The sequence below is a fragment of the Microbacterium sp. LMI1-1-1.1 genome (genome assembly GCF_040815675.1).
Taxonomy (GTDB): domain Bacteria; phylum Actinomycetota; class Actinomycetes; order Actinomycetales; family Microbacteriaceae; genus Microbacterium.
The window spans coordinates 834,929-852,897 of the sequence record NZ_JBFPNN010000001.1 but is presented as its reverse complement, the minus strand read 5'-3'; the positions used below and the strand labels follow the sequence as shown (position 1 = coordinate 852,897).

Here is a 17,969-nt window from a genome sequence, read left to right as displayed (position 1 = left end):
GAATGACCGAGACCGTTCCGGCCGGGTCGCAGACGTCCTCTCTCCGGCGCCTCGTGCCGCGCATCTTCTCGCGCGCCGCCCGCCGCGACGACGTCGACAAGCTGCTGCGCACCGTCCGCACGCACCACCCCAAGGGCGATCTCGTCATCATCGAGCGCGCCTACGCCGTGGCGGACAAAGCGCACGACGGTCAGAAGCGTCAGAGCGGCGAGCCCTACATCACGCACCCGCTCGCCGTGGCCCAGATCCTCGCCGAGCTCGGTCTCGGGCCCAAGGCGATCGCGGCGGCGCTGCTGCACGACACGGTCGAGGACACCGGCTATCCGCTCGACGAGCTGGCCGCCGACTTCGGCGACGAGGTCGCCATGCTCGTCGACGGCGTGACCAAGCTGGATCGCGTCAAGTACGGGGACAGCGCGCAGGCCGAGACCGTCCGCAAGATGATCGTCGCGATGTCGCGCGACATCCGCGTCCTGCTCATCAAGCTCGCCGACCGCCTCCACAACGCGCGCACGTGGGGCTTCGTCCCGCCGCACAAGGCGGCGAAGAAGGCTACTGAGACGCTCGAGATCTACGCCCCGCTCGCCCACCGTCTCGGCATCCAGGCGATCAAGTCCGAGCTCGAAGACCTCTCGTTCGCCGTGCTGCACCCGAAGCTGTACGCGGAGATCGAGAGCCTCGTCAAGCAGCGCACACCGCAGCGCGAGCAGTACGTGCAGACGGTCATCGACAACGTGGATGCCGACCTGCGTGAGCTCCGCGTACGCGGACGCGTGATGGGCCGACCCAAGCAGCTGTACTCCGTCTACCAGAAGATGGTCGTGCGAGGTCGCGAGTTCGACGACATCTACGACCTCATCGGCATCCGGATCCTCGTCGGCACGGTGCGCGACTGCTACGCCGTCCTGGGGGCGATCCACGCGCGCTGGACGCCGCTGCCGGGCCGGTTCAAGGACTACATCGCCACGCCGAAGTTCAACCTGTACCAGTCGCTGCACACCACGGTGATCGGTCCCGGCGGGCGCACGGTCGAGATCCAGATCCGCACCAACGAGATGCACCAGCAGGCCGAGTTCGGCGTCGCGGCGCATTGGAAGTACAAGGAGCGGATGGCGGGCGGGAAGACCGACGCCAAGGCGGTGGACGCCGACATGGCGTGGATCGCCCACATCTCCGACTGGCAGGCCGAGACGGCCGACCCGGGGGAGTTCCTCGACTCCCTGCGCTTCGAGATCGGCGCGAAGGAGGTCTACGTCTTCACGCCCAAGGGGCGCGTGATCGGGCTGCCGACCGGTGCGACGCCCGTCGACTTCGCCTACGCCGTGCACACCGAGATCGGCCACCGCACGATGGGGGCCAAGGTCAACGGACGCCTCGTACCGCTCGAGTCGGAGCTGCAGAGCGGCGACGTCGTCGAGGTGTTCACCTCCAAGAACCCCGACGCCGGGCCGAGCCAGGACTGGCTGGGCTTCGTCAAGAGCACGCGGGCGCGCAACAAGATCCGCGGCTGGTTCACGAAGGAACGTCGCGAGGAGGCCATCGAGCAGGGCAAGGACTCCATCGCCCGCGCCATGCGCCGGCAGAATCTGCCGCTGCAGCGCCTGATGAACCAGGACTCGTTCACCGAGGTCGCCCGGCAGTTCCACTACGAGGACGTGTCGGCTCTGTACGCCGCGGTCGGCGAGGGACACGTGTCGACGCAGTCGGTGATCGAGAAGGTCACCGCCCTCGTCAGTGCCGAGGACACCTCGACCGGACCCATCGACCTGCCGCAGATCGGCCGTTCCCGCGCCCCGCGCGGCGGCGACTCCGGCGTCCTGGTCCGCGGTGCGCCCGACATCCTCGTCAAGCTCGCGAAGTGCTGCACGCCCGTCCCCGGCGACGAGATCGTGGGCTTCGTCACCCGCGGCAGCGGCGTGTCGGTGCACCGCGACGACTGCACGAACGTCAAGTCGCTGCGGGAGGACCCCGAGCGTCTCATCGACGTGGAGTGGGCGCCGACGACGAAGAGCGTGTTCCTCGTGCAGATCCAGGTCGAGGCGCTGGACCGCTCCGGACTGCTCAGCGACGTCACCCGCGTGCTGAGCGAGCACCACGTGAACATCCTGACGGCGTCGGTGCAGACGAACAACGATCGCCTGGCGATCAGCCGGTTCGTGTTCGAGATGGGCGACACCGTGCACCTCGACCGCGTGCTGAACGCGGTGCGGCGCATCGACGCGGTCTACGACGTCTACCGCGTCACGTCGTCCTGACGACGCGCGGCGCGTCCCTCTTCGGGGCGCGGTGGCGGACGCGGGGCGTCTCCGCACCGTGGCGCCGTCGCAGAGCGACGAGCCGGCGTCACGAGGACGCCTCGCCCAGCAGCGCCGCCGCCCGCCGCTTGCCGGGGAAGCGACGCGCCCCCGCCAGCCACTCCCGTGCCCGGATGACGGCGGCGCGGTCGCCGTCGCGCCATCGGGATGCCGCCTCGAGATGCACCGGATCCTCCGATCGCGCCAGGTCGGCCAGTGTCCGCGCGACGCTGGTCACCCGCACGCCGGCGACGGTCTCGAGGTCGCCGTCGTCGATCTGCATGTCGCGGTAGGCCACGGAGAGCCGCCGGGCATCGGTCGACCGCCGCGGCACGGCCCGCTGCACCTCGTGGCGGACGGGCTCGACGTCCAGGGCGCCGTGGATCCACGCCGCGGTCAGCCGTGTCGCGGCGAGGGCGTCGCCGAGCAGCGGCCGCAGGCTCGCCGCGCGCATCCATGCCGTCTCCGCGGCGTCGGCGTGCATGAATCCGGCCCCGAGCGGCACGAGCAGACCGTCGAGGCACGCGGCGCGCAGCTCGGACTCGGTGAGCGGATCACCGGGGAAGAACAGGAACGGGGATGCCATGCCTAGCAGTGTGCGTCACCGCCGGACACGACGCGGCGCCCGCGGCATCCATTGTGGACAACCGCGGGCGCCGCGTCAGGTGGGGAGGAGGTGTCAGCCGCCCAGGGCGCGCAGCCAGGTGCGACGGGCCTCCAGCGCCTCGGACGCCTGCGCCTCCGCGCGCTTGTCGCCGCGGGCCTGAGCGTCGGCCAGCTCCGCCTCGAGCTTGTCGATGGCGTCCGTCAGCTGACGGGTCATGTCGTTGGCGCGTGCCTTCTGCTCCGGGTCGTTGCGCTTCCAGTCGGCGTCCTCGCGGGTGCGCACGCTCTGCTCGATCTTGCGCAGTTCGTCGTCCAGCGCACGCTCCTTGTCGCGCGGGAAGATGCGGCCGATCTCGTCCCACTGGCGCTGGATGGCGGTGAGGCGCTGACGGGCGGTCGCCAGGTCCTTCACGTCGACGATGGGAGCGGCCTGCTCGAGCAGCACCTTCTTCTGCTCGATCTTCTCCTTCGACGCCTCGGCGTCGGCGGCCTCGCGCTCACCGCGCGCGCTGTAGAGCGCGTCGCCGGCGGCCTTGAAACGGGCCCACAGCGCGTCGTCGACCTTGCGGCCGGCGCGACCGGAGGCCTTCCACTGGTCGAGGAGGTCGCGGTAGGCGCCGATGCCGTCCTCGCCGCGCGGCGCGAGGGCCTCGGCGCGCTCGACGAGGCGGGTCTTGGCGTCGCGCGCCGACTTGTGGGTCTCGTCCAGCGCCGAGAAGAACTCGCGACGGTGACGGTCGACGACCGCACGCGCATCGCGGAAGCGGCGCCACAGCTGCTGGGCCGTGGACTTCGGCAGGCGCGGACCGTTCTGCTGGTGCGCCTGCCAGCGGTCGAAGAGGGCCGTCATGTCGGCGGTCATCTGCTTCCACTGCACGGTCTGCGGGTCGCGCGCGGCGTAGGCCTCGGCCTGCTCGACGATGGCGGTGCGCTCGCGGACGGCCTCGTCGACCGCCTCCTTGGCGGCGGCGGACTCGGCCTGGGTGGCCTCCGACAACTGCGCGGTGAGCGCCTCGACGCGGGTGACCAGCGCCGCGAGGTCGCCGACCGCGGCGGCGCCGTCGAGCTTGCCGCGCACCGTCTTGGCGGTGGACCGCAGGTCGGAGGCGGAGGCGCCCCCGCGACGGGAGCGCACCTCGAGGAGCGTGACCTCGCTGGCGAGGTCCGCGTACTTGCGCTCGTAGTAGGCGAGCGCCTCGTCCGCGGTGCCGTCGGGGTACTGACCGACGACGCGCCAGTCATCGCCCTCGCGGACGGAAACAGTGCCGTCGTCATCCACGCGGCCCCACGGCTGCGGCTGGTCGACGGTCTCGGGAGTGGGCTCGGAAGTCACGGAGTAGCACCTCATCGCGGCAACGCCGCCTGGGGGAGAAGGACCCTCCGAGCCTAGTACGCCCGGCGGGCCGCCGACAGGATCAGGGGGCGGTCGTCGGGGTGGCCTCGGGGCTCGGCGCGTCCGAGGGGGAGGGGGTCTCCGACGGAGCGGGCGTCTCCGACGGCGCGGGCGTCTCCGACGAGGAGGGCTGCGGCGTCGCCGTCTCGGACGGGACCGGCGCGGGCGCTCCCGGACCCGCGACGAAGTAGGCGGTCTGCGCGCCGACGGCGGCGAGCACGACGAGCCCGCCGATCACCGCGGCGAGGACGTTGTCGCGGGTGCGTCGCCGGATGGTCCGCTCGTGCAGGTCCCGCCGCGCCTGGTAGATCCGCGCACGCTCCCGCTGCTCCCGGCTCTGCCGGTCCTTGCCACCCGTCGCCACGTCGACCTCCTCGCGCCCGTTCGCGGGCTCCGTCGATCCTATTCAGCGGGCCCGCGGCGGGACAAAGCGGACGCCCGCCCGTGTCGGCGGGCACGGTTAGCCTGGTCGGGTGACCCCTTCGCACGCCCTGTTCCAGGGCCAGACGCCGCTCGCCGTGCGGATGCGGCCCACGAGCCTCGACGAGGTCGCCGGTCAGGGGCACCTGCTGCGGCCCGGGTCACCGCTGGTGACCCTGGCGACGACGGACTCGTCGGCGTCAGCGTCCGCCGTGTCCGTCATCCTGTGGGGCCCGCCCGGGACGGGCAAGACGACGCTGGCGCAGGCGATCGCCCGGTCCTCGGGGCGGCGTTTCGTCGAGCTGTCGGCGATCACCGCGGGGGTCAAGGACGTCCGCGAGGTCATGCAGGAGGCGCTCACCCAGCGCGACCTCTACGGGCAGTCGACGATCCTCTTCCTCGACGAGATCCACCGCTTCACCAAGGCCCAGCAGGATGCGCTGCTGCCGGGCGTCGAGAACGGCTGGGTCATCCTCATCGCCGCGACGACCGAGAACCCGTCCTTCTCGGTCATCTCACCCCTGCTTTCACGCTCGCTGCTCCTCACTCTTCGCCCGCTGGGCGACGACGACCTGGGCGCCCTGGTCGACCGGGCGGTGTCCGACCCGCGCGGCCTGAACGGCCGGGTGGAGCTGACGGACGACGCGCGTGCGGCCCTCGTCCGACTCGCCTCCGGTGACGCGCGCCGGGCGCTCACGGCTCTGGAGGCCGCGGCATCCGTCGCCGTCGACGACGCGGAGGCGGGCGCCGAGGGGGACGTGCCCCGGGATGCCGCCGACGCGGACGACGACGAAGAGGACGAGGCCGGCGCGCCGCCCGCGGCGGAGGTCGGGACCGCGACGATCACGGCCGACCACATCGCGCAGGCCGTCGACCGCGCGCTGCTGCGCTACGACCGGCAGGGCGACGAGCACTACGACGTCATCAGCGCCTTCATCAAGTCCATCCGCGGCTCCGACGCCGACGCGGCGATCCACTACCTCGCGCGCATGATCGAGGCGGGGGAGGATCCGCGGTTCATCGCCCGTCGCCTGGTCATCTCCGCCGCCGAGGACATCGGCATGGCCGACCCGCAGGCCCTGCAGATCGCCGTCGCCGCGGCTGACGCCGTCGCCTTCATCGGGATGCCGGAGGGGCGGATCCCGCTCGCCGAGGCCACCGTCTACCTCGCGACCACGGCCAAGTCCAACGCCGCCTACAACGCCATCAACGCGGCGATCGCCGACGTGCGCCGAGGGGGCTTCGGGCGCGTCCCGATGCACCTGCGCGACGCGCACTACCCGGGGGCGAAGCGGCTCGGCCACGGCAAGGGCTACAAGTACGCGCACGACAGCGAGATCGGCATCGTCGCGCAGCAGTACCTGCCCGACGAGCTGCGCGGCACGCGGTACTACCAGCCCACGAGTCACGGCGCCGAGCGCGACGTCGCCGCGCGCCTGGAGAAGATCCGCCGCATCCTCGAGGGGCAGTGACGGACGCACACCGGTCGTCCGGGCCGCTCTGGTAGCATGAATCGGCTCGAAACAGGGTTTTCGGGCATCCCCCTCTTCCTGAGATCACCTTCCGGTGCGCCCCGGCGTGCGCTGCGGAACGGGCGGAAGGGGGCGATACGTCCGTGAACCGCGAAAGGCGCGGTCACGTCATCGGAAGGAGCACTTCGTGGCAACGAAGTCCCAGGACCGCCGCAAGGTCCGTCTGTCGCGCGCCCTCGGCGTCGCGCTCACCCCCAAGGCCGCCCGCTACCTCGAGAAGCGTCCCTACGCTCCCGGCGAGCACGGCCGCACCAAGCGCAAGGCCGACAGCGACTACGCCGTCCGTCTGCGTGAGAAGCAGCGTCTGCGCGAGCAGTACGGCATCCGCGAGAAGCAGCTGCGCATCGCGTTCAACGAGGCCCGCCGCACCGACGGCCTGACCGGTGAGAACCTGGTCGAGCTGCTCGAGATGCGTCTGGACGCCCTCGTCGTGCGTTCGGGCTTCGCCCGCACCACCGCCCAGGCCCGCCAGCTCGTCGTGCACCGCCACATCCTGGTCGACGGCCAGCTCGTGGACCGCCCGTCGTTCCGCGTGAAGCCGGGTCAGCAGATCCACGTCAAGCCCAAGAGCGAGGGCCTCGAGCCCTTCCAGGTCGCAGCCGCCGGCGGTCACGCCGAGGTCCTGCCCCCGGTCCCGGGCTACCTCGAGGTCGACCTCTCGACGCTCCAGGCGCGCCTCGTGCGTCGCCCGAAGCGTGCCGAGGTGCCCGTCACCTGTGACGTGCAGCTCGTCGTCGAGTACTACGCCGCCCGCTGATCCAGCGAGCACAGAAGGGCGCCGGGTTCTCCCGGCGCCCTTCGTCGTCGTCGGTCGGGTTCTCGCCCGGCCTGCTGTCGTCTTCGGTCGGGCTCTCGCCCGGCCTGCTGTCGTTCTCGGTCGGGTTCTCGCCCGGCCTGCTGTCGTTGCCGTGGCATCCATCCCGATAAACGCTGGCTTCCCTGAGAAACGTGCGCACCCTGCGTTTCCCGGGGCAGGACGCGTTTATCGGCGAGGGAGGGCGCCGGATTTCACCCGCCGAGGCCCGAGCGCGCGGACACGCGGGGCCGGGGCCGTCGCCTACGATGAAGGGATGCCGCGACCGCGGCATTCGCTCGAGGAAGAAGTGGTGATCGTGAGAAGCCTCGTCTGGTTCGTGTTGGGCATCGCCGGAGGCTTCGTCGCCGCCCACCTGGTCAACAAGGACCCGCGCGGTCAGGAGCTCTTCGCGCAGCTCGACTCCCGCATCGGCGAGTTCACCGACCGCATGAGCGACGCGTACCACGAGCAGGAGACCCGGCTCTCCCGCCTCATCGACGACGCCAAGGACGCCGCGGGCACCGCCGTGGACGCGACGGTCGACACGACCGCCGACGCCGTGGGCGACGCCGCCGCCGCGGTGCGCACGACCGTCTCCCCCTCCGACTGACCCCTGGCATCCCGTCCCCCTCACCGGGGCGGCCACGCCCGCGCACGGAAAGACCCGACATGAAAACAGCTGAGATCGCCCAGCGCTTCTTGGACTTCTTCGAGAAGAAGGACCACACGATCGTCCCGTCGGCCTCGCTCGTCACCGACGACCCGGCCCTGCTGTTCACCGTCGCCGGCATGGTGCCCTTCATCCCGTACCTCAGCGGCGTCGTCCCGCCGCCGTACCCGCGGGCCGCGGACGTGCAGAAGTGCATCCGCACCAACGACATCGAAGAGGTCGGCAAGACGCCGCGCCACGGCACGTTCTTCCAGATGCTCGGCAACTGGTCGTTCGGCGACTACTTCAAGCGCGACGCGATCCGCTACGCCTGGGAGCTGCTGACCTCCCCGGAGGAGGACGGCGGTCTCGCCTTCGACCCGAAGGACCTGTGGGTCACGGTGTACGAGGAGGACGACGAGGCGCACGCCCTGTGGCGCGAGCTCACGGACCTCCCCGAGGAGCGCATCCAGCGCCTCGGCAAGGACACGAACTACTGGTCGACGGGCCTGCCGGGCCCCGCCGGGCCCTGCTCGGAGATCTTCTTCGACCGCGGTCCCGCCTACGGCATCGACGGCGGCCCCGCCACCGACGACGACCGCTACGTCGAGATCTGGAACCTCGTGTTCATGCAGTACGAGATCACGAACGTGCGGTCGAAGTACGACTTCGACATCGTCGGCGAGCTGCCGGCCAAGAACATCGACACCGGCATGGGCCTGGAGCGCATCGCGTTCATCAAGCAGGGCGTCGACAACATGTACGAGACCGACCAGGTGCGCCCCGTGCTCGACCTGGCGGCGAAGCTGGCGGGCAAGGCCTACGGCGCCGAGTCGCACGAGGACGACGTCCGGCTGCGCATCGTCGCCGACCACGTCCGCTCCTCGCTCATGCTGCTCGCCGACGGCGTGACCCCCTCGAACGAGGGGCGCGGCTACATCCTCCGCCGCATCATGCGCCGCGCCATCCGCTCCATGCGCCTGCTGGGCGTGGAGGGCGCGACGTTCCCCGAGCTGTTCGCCGCCGCGCGGGATGCCATGAAGGAGTCCTACCCCGAGGTCGAGTCCGACTGGGCGCGCCTGTCCGCCTACGCCGTCGCCGAGGAGCAGACGTTCCTGCGCACCCTCGCCGCCGGCTCCGCGATCCTCGACCAGTCGGTCGCCGAGGCTCGCAGCGACGGCGCCACCGAGCTCTCGGGCTCCGAGGCGTTCCTGCTGCACGACACGTACGGGTTCCCCATCGACCTCACGCTCGAGATCGCCGAGGAGCAGGGCCTCAGCGTCGACCGCGCCGCGTTCGACACGCTCATGCAGGAGCAGCGCGCGCGGGCCAAGGCCGACGCCCGCTCCCGCAAGGGCGCCATCGCCCATCAGAGCGCCTACCGCGAGTTCCGCGCCCTGGGCGAGACGGTCTTCACCGGCTACACCGAGGTGCAGACGGAGTCGCGCGTCCTCGGCATCCTCATCGACGGCCGCCCGGCCGACCGTGCGGCCGAGGGGCGCATCGCCGAGGTCATCCTCGCCGAGACCGCGCTGTACGCCGAGTCCGGCGGTCAGGTCGCCGACAAGGGCGTCATCGTGGGCCCCGGCTACGAGCTCGAGGTGCTCGACGTCCAGCGCCCGGTCCCCGGACTCATCAGCCACACCGTCGAGGTGACCTCCGGCGAGGTGGCGCTGGGCGCCCCGGCCACCACGGTCGTCGACGCGCTCAACCGTCACGCCGCGCAGCAGGCGCACTCGGCCACGCACCTCGTGCACGCGGCCATCCGCGACACCCTCGGCAAGACCGCCACGCAGACCGGCTCGCTCAACCGCGCCGGCTACATGCGCTTCGACTTCAGCTGGAGCGCGGCGCTGTCGCCCGAGACCCGCAGCGAGATCGAGGAGATCGCCAACAACGCGGTCCGCGACAACCTCGAGGTCACGACGCGCGTGATGTCGCTCGACGAGGCGAAGGCCGCCGGCGCCATGGCGCTGTTCGGCGAGAAGTACGGCGACACCGTCCGCATGGTCGACATCGGCGGACCCTGGTCGCGCGAGCTCTGCGGCGGCACGCACGTGGCGCGCAGCGCCGAGATCGGACTCGTCAACCTCGTCGGCGAGTCCTCGGTCGGGGCGAGCAATCGCCGCGTCGAGGCGCTGGTGGGGCTCGACGCCTTCCGCGATCTGGCCTCCGAGCGCGCCATCGTGTCGCAGCTCAGCTCCAGCCTGAAGACCCCGCGCGAGCAGCTGCCCGCCCGCATCGCGGAGCTGGCCGCGAGTCTGAAGGCCGCCGAGAAGAAGATCGCCGCGTTCGAGGCCCGCGCGCTGGCCGACCGTCTGCCGCAGCTGGTCGACACGGCCGTGGCCGTCGGCTCCGTCCGTGTCGTCGCGCAGTCGCTCGGCGAGGGCGCGAGCGCCGACGACCTGCGCTCGCTCGCCCTCCAGGTGCGCGACCGTCTCGGCTCGGAGGCCGCTGTCGTGGCCCTCGGCAGCGTCGCGAACGGCCGGGCCACGGTCGTCGTCGTGACCAACGAGGCCGCCCGCGAGCGCGGCCTGGCCGCCGGGGCCCTCGCCAAGGCGGCCGCCGGTGTCCTCGGCGGCGGTGGCGGCGGACGTCCCGACGTCGCGCAGGGCGGAGGGACGGATGCCGCCGCCCTCCCGCGCGCATTGGACGGGGTCCAGGCCGACGTGCGGGCGACCATCGCGTGACGGAGTTCCGTCGCGGCATCCGTCTGGGGATCGACGTGGGACGCGCCCGGGTGGGCGTCGCCCGGTCGGACCCGGACGGGCTCCTCGCCGTGCCCGTCGAGACGGTGCCGCGCAAGAAGGAGCCCGTGCGCCGCATCGCGGCGCTGGCCGCGGAGTACGAGGCGTTCGAGGTGCTGGTGGGTCTGCCGCTCAGCCTGAGCGGGGGCGACACCCCCTCGACGGCGGACGCCCGGACCTTCGCCGCGGACCTCGCGGCCGTCCTGCCGATGCCGGTCCGGCTGGTCGACGAGCGTCTGAGCACGGTCTCGGCGCATGGCCTTCTGCGCGAAGCGGGGCGTTCTCAGCGTGATTCTCGTAGCATTGTGGATCAAGTCGCCGCTGTGGTGCTGCTGCAGCAGGCGCTCGACGTAGAGCGACAGTCCGGCGAGCCGGCCGGACCCGCTCTTTCCCCGGGACGGGAGCCCGCCTGAGATGCCCGAGAACGACCCCTCCACCGACGACGCGTTCGCAGACCTCTTCTCGCGTCTGCCCGGAAACGGTGCGGCGCCGACGCCGCGCGACGCCGACGAGCCCCCGCAGTCGCGCCGCGCCGCGCGCGAGGCCCGCCGCGCCCGCACGGGCGAGACGCCGCAGCAGTCGGCGGACCCCGACGCACCGTCCTCGACCGCGCCGTCGCCGGAGACCCCCGCGCCCCGTCCGGCCGTGACCGACGCCGCCGCGCCACGTTCGGCCGTGAGCGACGCCGCCGCGCCACGTTCGGCCTCGACCGCCGCCGCCGCGCCCCGCCCGGCCGTGTCCGACGAGGCCATCGCCTCGCGCCCCGCGGCGTCCCGCCCCGCCCCGTCCGAGCGCCCGGCGGCATCCCGCCCCGCCCCGTCCGAGCGCCCGGCGGCATCCCGTCCTGCCGCCGCATCGGCCGCCGCCGGTCCCGTGCGCCGCTACGACGCCGCCCGCCGCGCCGAGCCCGTCCCCGCGCCGCGCGCCGCGGAGACCGCGGACGACCAGGCCGCCGAGCGCCGTCGCGAGCCGGTCCTCGCCGGGGTCGGTGCGGCCGCTGCCGGTGGGGGAGCCGCCTCCGCCGGCCGTCCTGCGCCCTCCGGCTCCCTCGAAGACCTGTTCACGGGGGCCGCGAGCACTGAGCAGATCGGCTCGACGCCGCCGCGCCCGCCGCGCCGCCGCCGCCGGATGGGCGGCTGGATCGCCCTCGCGATCTCCGTCGTGCTCATCGGCGCCCTCGTCCTCGTCGGCGTGAACCTCTGGAACACGTACGGCGATCGCGTCCAGAGCTTCTTCGGCGCGAGCGAGCCCCTCGACTACGAGGAGGGCATGGCCACGGGCGAGGCGCGCGTGACGATCGTCTCCGGTGACACCGGGGCCTCCGTCTCGCCGAAGCTGTTCGATGCCGGGGTGACGAAGACCTCCGACGCGCTCTACCGGTACATGGTCGAGAACAACGTGGTCTTCACCTTCCAGCCCGGGGTCTACCGTCTGCAGCAGCAGATGACCTCGGCCGCGGTGCTGAAGATGTTGCAGAACCCCGACAGCCGCCTGAACAACACCGTGCAGCTGCGCGAGGGCCTGACGGTGGAGCAGTCACTCCAGGCCGTCTCCGAGCAGCTCGGCCTCCCCCTCGAGGACCTGCAGGCCGCGACCGCCGACCCCGCCGCCTACGGCGTCGCGGCGGACACCCTCGAGGGATGGCTGTTCCCCGCCACCTACGACTTCGACGAGGGCGTCTCGGCGACCGATGTGATCGCCCGCATGGTCGACCGCACCGTGCAGTCCCTCGACACCGCCGGCGTGCCCGTCGACGACCGCGAGCGCATCCTCACCGTGGCATCCATCATCGAGCGCGAAGCGCGCTTCTCCGAGGACTTCTACAAGGTCTCGCGGGTCATCGAGAACCGACTCGACCCCTCCAACCAGGAGACCTTCGGCAAGCTCGAGATGGACTCCACCGTGCAGTACGGCGCGGGCGAAATGGCCAGCGGCAGCGTGAGCACCTCGGAGGAGGCGCGCAACTCCGACAACCCGTGGAACACGTACATGTACCCGGGTCTGCCGAAGGGGCCGATCGCCAACCCCGGCGACCAGGCGATCGACGCCGCCATGAAGCCCGCCGACGGCCCGTGGCTCTACTTCGTCACGGTCAACCTCAACACCGGCGAGACCGTCTTCACGAGCACCTACTCCGAGCACCTCAAGGCCGTGGACCAGTGGCGCGCGTGGTGCGCCGACAACCCCGACGCCGGATGCTGACGGGCCACCGACTGGAGGTCTGGGGCGACCCGATCGCGCATTCACGGTCGCCCCGCCTGCACGCCGCGGCGTACGCCGAGCTCGGCCTGGACTGGCAGTACGGCCGGCGGCAGGTCGCCGAGACGTCCTTCGTCCCGACCGTGGAGGGATTGGATGCCGCCTGGCGCGGGCTGTCGCTGACGATGCCGCTCAAGCACGCCGCCGCGCGCCATGCGGTGACCCTCGACGACGACGCGCGGCGCACGGGCGCTGTCAACACGCTGCTGCTGGGCGAGGACGGACCGCGCGGGTTCAACACCGACGTCGCCGGTCTCGCCCGGGCGCTCGTCGACTACGGCGTCGCCGCCCCGCGGCGCGTGCGCATCCTCGGTGCGGGGGCGACCGCCACGTCGGCGCTGGTCTCGGCCGCGGGCTCGGGGGCGCGCGAGATCGAGGTGCGCGCCCGGCGTCCCGAGGCCGCGGAGCCGCTGCGGGCGCTCGGCGAGGACCTCGGCGTCGCCGTGACCACGCCGGTCCTGGACGCGTCCGCGCCGGAGCCCGTCGACGTCACGATCGCGACGCTGCCCGGCGGGACCGACCTCGGTCCGATCGCCGACGCGCTGGCATCCGTCGGGGGCCCGCTCGTCGACGTCGTCTACGGCGGATGGCCGACCCCGCTCGCGCAGGCCTGGCGGCGTGCCGGCCGGGACGCCCACGACGGACGCGGGATGCTGCTGCACCAGGCGCTGCTGCAGGTGCGCGTGTTCGTCGGCGGCGACCCGGCCCTGCCGCTCGACCGCGAGGACGCGGTGCTGGCCGCAATGCGCGCCGCGCTCGTGGGAGACTAGACGAATGCTGCGCGTACTGACGGCCGGAGAGTCCCACGGCCCCGAACTGGTCGCCCTCATGGAGGGGATGCCCGCGGGCGTTCCCATCTCGCCCGCCCAGATCCGCGCCGATCTGGCCCGCCGCAAGCTCGGCTACGGCCGCGGCTCGCGGATGAAGTTCGAGGAGGACGAGCTGTCGCTGTCGACGGGCATCGTCCACGGCTACACGATCGGCAGCCCCATCGCCCTGCGCATCGGCAACACCGAGTGGCCGAAGTGGGTCGAGGTCATGAACCCGGAGCCCGTCGAGCTGTCGGACCGCTCGCGTGGACGCGGCGCGGCGCTGACGCGCCCCCGCCCCGGCCACGCCGACCTCGTGGGCATGCAGAAGTACGGCTTCGACGAGGCGCGTCCCATCCTCGAGCGCGCCTCGGCCCGCGAGACCGCCGCGCGCGTCGCGCTCGGCGCCGTCGCCCGCGCCTTCCTCGCCGAGCTCGGCATCCGCCTCGTCAGCCACACGCTCTCGATCGGCCCGGTCCGGGTGCCCGAGGACGCGCCGTTCCCCACGCCCGACGACGTGGACGCGCTCGACGCCGACCCGCTGCGGTGCTTCCACCCGGAGACCTCCGCCGCGATGGTCGCCGAGGTCGACGACGCGAAGAAGGCGGGCGACACCCTCGGCGGCATCGTCGAGGTGCTCGCCTACGGCGTTCCGCCGGGGCTCGGTTCGCACGTCCAGTGGGACCGGCGACTGGATGCCAAGCTCGCCCAGGCCCTGATGAGCATCCAGGCGATCAAGGGCGTCGAGGTCGGCGACGGCTTCCTCACGACCACCCGCCGCGGTTCGCAGGCGCACGACGAGCTGTTCCAGACCGAGGACGGCATCACCCGCTCCACCGACCGCGCCGGCGGCACCGAGGGCGGCATGTCCACCGGCACCGTGCTCCGCGTGCGCGCGGGGATGAAGCCGATCGCGACGGTGCCGAAGGCGCTGCGGACGGTCGATGTCGCCACGGGCGAGACCGCCTCGGCGCACCACCAGCGCTCCGACGTGTGCGCCGTGCCCGCCTCGGGCGTCGTCGCGGAGGCCATGACGGCGATCACCCTCGCCGACGCCGTGCTGGAGAAGTTCGGCGGCGACAACGTGGCCGAGACCAAGCGCAACCTCGACGCGTACCTCGCGAGCCTGCCGCAGACCCTGCGCAGCACCGACGCGTCGGACGCCGCGCTCCTCGCGCATGACCTCGTCTGACGGCGCGCCGGCAGAGCTCCCCGGCGCCGCGGTCGTCCTCATCGGACCGATGGGGGCGGGCAAGACGAGCGTGGGGCGCCGCGTCGCCCGGGCGCTGGGCGCCTCGTTCAGCGACACGGACAAGATCGTCGTCCGCGACCACGGGCCGATCCGCGACCTGTTCCTCGCGCATGGCGAGGCCCACTTCCGAGCGCTCGAGCGCGAGGCCGTCGTCGAGGCCCTCGGCCGCGGCGGCGTGGTCGCGCTCGGGGGCGGGGCGGTGCTGGACCCGCAGACGCGCGAGCGCCTGACGGCCCACCGCGTCGTCCTGCTGACGGTGGCCCCTCACGTCGTGGCATCCCGCATCCACGGCGATGACCGGCCTCTCCTCGGCGGGGAGGACCCCGTGGTCCGCTGGCAGCGCATCTACGAGGAGCGGCGACCGGTCTACGAGCAGGCCGCCGACATCGCTTTCGACACCTCGTCGGGACCGCTCGCGCGCGTCGTCGACGACATCGTGGCCTGGGCACGCCGTGTGCCGGCCGGAGAGACGGCATGACCGACACCACCACCATCAGCGTCGCCGGCGACCCCGGCTACGACATCACGATCGGCCGCGGCCTGCTCGCCTCGCTCGCGGACACGCTGCCCGCCGCGGCGCGGAAGGTCCTGGTGGTGCACCCGCCGACCCTCGCCGCGCAGGCGGAGGCCCTGCGGTCGCAGCTGATGGGCGACCGTCAGGTGCTGCTGGCCGAGATCCCCGACGCCGAGGCGGGCAAGCGTGTCGAGGTCGCGGCGTTCTGCTGGCAGGTGATGGGTCAGGCGGACTTCACCCGCACCGACGTCGTCGTTGGGTTCGGCGGGGGAGCGGTCACCGACCTCGCCGGCTTCGTCGCCGCGACGTGGCTGCGCGGCGTCGCGCTCGTACAGGTGCCGACGACTGTCCTCGGCATGGTGGACGCCGCCGTCGGCGGGAAGACCGGGATCAACACCGCCGAGGGCAAGAACCTCGTCGGCGCGTTCTGGCCGCCCGTCGCGGTCGTGTGCGACCTCGACCTGCTCGACACGCTGTCGCGGAACGAGGCCACCGCGGGCTTCGCCGAGGTCGTGAAGGCCGGGTTCATCTGGCATCCCGAGATCCTCGACCTGATCGAGGCCGACCCCGAGCGGGTCGTCGACCCCCGGAGCGACGAGTTCCGCCGGTGCGTCGAGCTCGCGATCGACATGAAGGCTCGCGTCGTGGGGGAGGACCTCCGCGAGGCGGGCCTGCGCGAGGTGCTGAACTACGGCCACACCCTCGGCCACGCGATCGAGCACGCCGAGCGGTACCGCTGGCGGCACGGCGCGGCGATCTCGGTGGGGATGGTGTTCGCCGCCGAGCTGTCGCGTCTGGCCGGACGGCTGTCCGACGACGTCGCCCAGCGCCACCGCACCGTGCTGGAGTCGCTCGGGCTGCCGACGACGTACCGCGCGGGCGCGTTCCAGACGCTGAAGGCCACCATGCAGCGCGACAAGAAGAGCCGCGGGAGCATGCTGCGGTTCATCGTCCTCGACGACCTCGCCCGCCCGACGGTGCTGCAGGCGCCCGACGAGTCGCTGCTGTTCGCCGCGTACCAGGAGGTCGGGGCGTAGCTCCCGCCCTCCCTTCGTGCTGACCCCTGCCGCGAGGGGTGCGCCCCACTTTCGCGCTGACTTGCCGCAGATGCACGCGATGGGTGCTGCCCGGTGTGCATTTGCGGCAAGTCAGCGCCCCAGGGTTCCGGCCCCGGGGGTGCGGCCCGCTCTTGCGCTGACTTGGCGCAAACGCACGCGGCGGGCGCTGCCCGGTGTGCATTTGCGGCAAGTCAGCGCTCCGGGTCCCGGCCCCGGGGCCCCGGCAGAAGGCGGCGGGGGAGCGCGGAACAGTGCGGGGGAGCGCGCAAGAAGGCCCCGCCTCCCGGAGGAGACGGGGCCTTTCGGCGCGGGTCAGACCCGGGCGGGCTCGCGCTCGGCGGCCAGGCCCAGCTGCTCGGTCGGCACGTCGCGGGTCTCGCGGGCCGTCAGCGCACTGACCGACGCGATGATCGCGATCACCGCGGTGAAGACACTGATGACGACCCAGCCGCCCTCCGCGACGCCGCCGAGGGCCGCGACGATGCTGGGCGCGAACCCGGCCATGAGGAAGCCGAGCTGGGTGCCGATCGCCATGCCGGAGAAGCGGACGCGCGTGCTGAACATCTCGCCGTAGAACGACGGCCACACGGCGTTGGCGGCCGCGTATCCGAACGAGAAGGTGAGCACGGCGAGGGCGAACGTGACGACGTCGTTCCCCGCGCCCATCGACAGCATGTAGAACGGCATGAACGCCGCCGACGACAGTGCGCCGTACACGAACACGGGCTTGCGGCCGATCCGGTCGGCCAGGCGGCCGAACATCGGCTGCGTGAACAGTGCGACGAGGTTGGCGACGACGACGAGCCACAGGGTCAGGCTCTCAGCGAGACCCTCCTGCTTGCCGTAGGCGATGGCGAGGTTGCCGAACACGGTCGACACGGCCGCGATGAACGCGCAGCAGATGACGCGGAGCACGTCGCGCCAGTGGTCGCGCAGCAGCGGCACCAGCGGCATCCGGGCGATCTGTCCGGAGGCCTTGGCCTGCTCGAACTCGGGGGTCTCGTGCAGGCTCCGGCGGATGAAGAAGGCCACGACGACCACGACGGCGCTCAGCCAGAACGGCACGCGCCAGCCCCACGAGAACTTGATCTCGTCGGGGAGCGCGACGACGGGGATGAAGACGAGCGCGGCGAGGATCTGCCCGCCCTGCGTGCCGGTGAGCGTCCACGAGGTGAAGAACGAGCGCCGGCGGTCCGGGGCGTGCTCGAGCGTCAGCGACGACGCCCCCGCCTGCTCGCCGGCGGCCGAGAGGCCCTGCGCGAGGCGGCAGAGGACGAGCAGCGCCGGGGCGAACCACCCGATCTGCGCGAAGCCGGGGAGGCAGCCGATCACGAAGGTCGACAGGCCCATCAGCAGGAGAGTGAACATCAGGACCTTCTGGCGCCCGATGCGGTCGCCGAAGTGACCGAGGATGACGGCGCCGAAGGGGCGGGCGACGTAGGCGAAGCCGAAGGTCGCGAACGACATCACCAGGGCGGCCTCGTCACCCGACGGGAAGAACACCGTCGGGAAGATGAGAGCGGCGGCGGAGCCGAACAGGAAGAAGTCGTAGTACTCCACGGCGCTGCCCATGAAGCTCGCGGCGGCGGCCTTCACGGGGGTCTTCCGCGTCGTTGCGGTGGTGGTCATGGACGAGTGCT

General features: G+C 72.3%; 15 protein-coding genes. 11 read left to right on the top strand and 4 right to left on the bottom strand.

All coding sequences use genetic code 11. The annotated features are described in order from the left end of the window. The first annotated feature begins 2 nt into the window (after positions 1–2). The gene (locus MRBLMI1_RS03975; protein ID WP_367726840.1) at positions 3–2,255 is read left to right on the top strand and encodes a RelA/SpoT family protein; all 2,253 of its coding nucleotides are present in this window, start codon (positions 3–5) and stop codon (positions 2,253–2,255) included. An 88-nt stretch (positions 2,256–2,343) separates the two neighbouring features. On the opposite strand, the gene MRBLMI1_RS03970 is transcribed toward MRBLMI1_RS03975, so the two are convergent. The 3 genes from MRBLMI1_RS03970 to MRBLMI1_RS03960 form a co-directional block, all read right to left on the bottom strand. Continuing rightward, positions 2,344–2,880 (bottom strand): type IV toxin-antitoxin system AbiEi family antitoxin, encoded by a 537-nt coding sequence (locus MRBLMI1_RS03970; RefSeq protein ID WP_367726839.1) that lies wholly within the window; start codon positions 2,878–2,880, stop codon positions 2,344–2,346. Positions 2,881–2,973: 93 nt separating this feature from the next. After that, entirely contained in the window at positions 2,974–4,248 is a 1,275-nt protein-coding gene (locus MRBLMI1_RS03965; RefSeq protein WP_387054844.1) for a DUF349 domain-containing protein, read from the bottom strand. Positions 4,249–4,315: 67 nt separating this feature from the next. Continuing rightward, positions 4,316–4,657, bottom strand: a complete 342-nt coding sequence (locus tag MRBLMI1_RS03960) for a dioxygenase (protein WP_367726837.1) — start codon at positions 4,655–4,657, stop codon at positions 4,316–4,318. 109 nt (positions 4,658–4,766) lie between these two features. Between MRBLMI1_RS03960 and MRBLMI1_RS03955 the strand changes: the two genes are divergently transcribed. The 10 genes from MRBLMI1_RS03955 to aroB all read left to right on the top strand — a co-directional run bounded on the left by MRBLMI1_RS03955 (position 4,767) and on the right by aroB (position 16,308). Further along, on the top strand, positions 4,767–6,185 hold the full coding sequence (locus tag MRBLMI1_RS03955) for a replication-associated recombination protein A (RefSeq protein WP_367726836.1): 1,419 nt from the start codon (positions 4,767–4,769) through the stop codon (positions 6,183–6,185). A gap of 187 nt (positions 6,186–6,372) precedes the next feature. Further along, positions 6,373–7,002, top strand: coding sequence for a 30S ribosomal protein S4 (gene rpsD / locus MRBLMI1_RS03950; RefSeq protein ID WP_367726835.1), 630 nt, complete (start codon positions 6,373–6,375; stop codon positions 7,000–7,002). Positions 7,003–7,351: 349 nt separating this feature from the next. Next, positions 7,352–7,651 (top strand): ATPase, encoded by a 300-nt coding sequence (locus MRBLMI1_RS03945; RefSeq protein WP_367726834.1) that lies wholly within the window; start codon positions 7,352–7,354, stop codon positions 7,649–7,651. 59 nt (positions 7,652–7,710) lie between these two features. Beyond that, positions 7,711–10,380: an alanine--tRNA ligase gene (gene alaS / locus MRBLMI1_RS03940; RefSeq protein WP_367726833.1), complete on the top strand. Its 2,670-nt coding sequence runs from the start codon at positions 7,711–7,713 to the stop codon at positions 10,378–10,380. Next, complete coding sequence (gene ruvX / locus MRBLMI1_RS03935) at positions 10,377–10,850, top strand: Holliday junction resolvase RuvX (RefSeq protein WP_367726832.1); 474 nt, start codon at positions 10,377–10,379, stop codon at positions 10,848–10,850. Before alaS ends, ruvX begins: the two co-directional genes overlap by 4 nt. A 1-nt stretch (position 10,851) precedes the next feature. Beyond that, the gene (mltG, locus tag MRBLMI1_RS03930) at positions 10,852–12,639 is read left to right on the top strand and encodes an endolytic transglycosylase MltG (RefSeq protein WP_367726831.1); all 1,788 of its coding nucleotides are present in this window, start codon (positions 10,852–10,854) and stop codon (positions 12,637–12,639) included. After that, positions 12,633–13,466, top strand: a complete 834-nt coding sequence (locus tag MRBLMI1_RS03925) for a shikimate dehydrogenase family protein (RefSeq protein ID WP_367726830.1) — start codon at positions 12,633–12,635, stop codon at positions 13,464–13,466. Before mltG ends, MRBLMI1_RS03925 begins: the two co-directional genes overlap by 7 nt. Before the next feature lie 4 nt (positions 13,467–13,470). Beyond that, positions 13,471–14,697 (top strand): chorismate synthase, encoded by a 1,227-nt coding sequence (gene aroC / locus MRBLMI1_RS03920; RefSeq protein ID WP_367726829.1) that lies wholly within the window; start codon positions 13,471–13,473, stop codon positions 14,695–14,697. After that, a complete protein-coding gene (locus MRBLMI1_RS03915) occupies positions 14,684–15,235 on the top strand; it encodes a shikimate kinase (protein ID WP_367726828.1) in 552 nt (183 codons plus the stop codon). Before aroC ends, MRBLMI1_RS03915 begins: the two co-directional genes overlap by 14 nt. Then, positions 15,232–16,308: a 3-dehydroquinate synthase gene (gene aroB / locus MRBLMI1_RS03910; RefSeq protein ID WP_367726827.1), complete on the top strand. Its 1,077-nt coding sequence runs from the start codon at positions 15,232–15,234 to the stop codon at positions 16,306–16,308. The genes MRBLMI1_RS03915 and aroB overlap by 4 nt, the downstream gene beginning before the upstream one ends. Positions 16,309–16,641: 333 nt before the next feature. Here the strand turns inward: aroB and MRBLMI1_RS03905 are convergent, their stop codons facing one another. Beyond that, positions 16,642–17,958: an MFS transporter gene (locus tag MRBLMI1_RS03905; RefSeq protein ID WP_367726826.1), complete on the bottom strand. Its 1,317-nt coding sequence runs from the start codon at positions 17,956–17,958 to the stop codon at positions 16,642–16,644. Positions 17,959–17,969 lie beyond the last annotated feature (11 nt).